Annotated in this window: 1 protein-coding gene; it reads right to left on the minus strand. The window is 74.7% G+C overall.

From position 1 onward, the window contains the following. A partial coding sequence (locus tag AB0O29_RS36190; RefSeq protein ID WP_365160776.1) for an acyl-CoA reductase occupies nucleotides 1-1,083 on the minus strand: 1,083 nt, incomplete at its 3' end. Nucleotides 1,084-1,192 lie beyond the last annotated feature (109 nt).

Below are 1,192 nucleotides of genomic sequence, written 5' to 3' on the forward strand. Positions count from 1 at the left end.
GCACGGGCAGTGGCCCGGGACCTCCCGGCCCAGGTCGCCTATCAGGTAGCGGCCCAGCCGCTGGCCGCGCCGGGCGTGCGTGGTGAACACCAGCCGGCCCGTCCCGCCCGGGGCCACCGGCCGGTCCTCGGCCAGGTCCACGATCTCCAGGGCGTGGAGGTCGGCGTGCAGGTGGTGGACGCCGCCGGAGCTCTCCGCGCACTGGTAGCCCAGCGGGCCGAGGTCGGTGCTGCCGTAGGTGATCGAGCGGACGGCCTCGATGCCGAACCTCTCCTTCAGCGTGCGCCGCTGCTCCCGCGTGAAGTGTTCCCCGCCGTAGAAGACCTTGCGCAGGCCCCCGTACGCGCGCAGCGCCTCCTCCTGCGCGTGCAGCAGCTGCCACAGGTAGGAGGGCATGCCGAAGAGGGTGTCGGCCCGGTGCTCGACGATGGCCTCGGCCGTCGCCCGGTGGTCCGGTCCCGCCGCCAGCGGCAGCTGCACCCCGCCGAGCCGTTCGAGTACGGAGAAGAAGCTGATGAAGCTCCCGTACATGCCGCCGCAGTAGAAGAGGTTGGCGGTGCGGTCCCCGACCGGGTCGTAGCCGGCGGCGAGCAGGCCCCGGGCGGCGGCGTGCATCTGGGTGTCGTAGTCGTCGTAGCTGAACACCGACAGGGCGGGGGCGCCCGTGCTGCCGCCGCTGTGGAAGTACAGCTCGGCGTCCGCCCGGGCCAGCTCCCGGGCCGGCCCCTGTACGTCCTCCTTGCCCAGCAGCGGGCCCGCCGGCGCCGGCAGGACGACGGGCCGGACCAGGTCGTCGAGGCAGGCGGTGGTGGCGAACCGCTCCGGGTCGGCCTGGACGGCGACCCGGCGGCTGTAGCGCTGGAGGGCGTAGACCCCGTCGTGCGGCTCGCCCGCGTAGCTCTCCTGCATGGCGCCGACCGGCGTGACGCGGGTGACGCCCGCGGCCAGGGCGGTACGGGAGAGCTCGGCGACGTCGGACCGGCTGCCCGCGACGCCCGCCGTCTGCAGGTAGCGGCGCATCGGGCGCAGGGTGGCGATCAGCCGCTTGCGGGGCAGTGGCTTGACCCACACGCTGCGGTGCAGCGGTGAGGCCGTGAGCGGCGACGTCCGGCAGGGTCAGCACGTGCCGGCGCAGGCGGCACCCCGTACTCCGCATGGCCGGGGAAGGGTGGCAGGGGCCGAGCCCCTCGAC

The sequence above is a fragment of the Streptomyces sp. NPDC089915 genome, from assembly GCF_040684675.1.
Classification (GTDB): domain Bacteria; phylum Actinomycetota; class Actinomycetes; order Streptomycetales; family Streptomycetaceae; genus Streptomyces.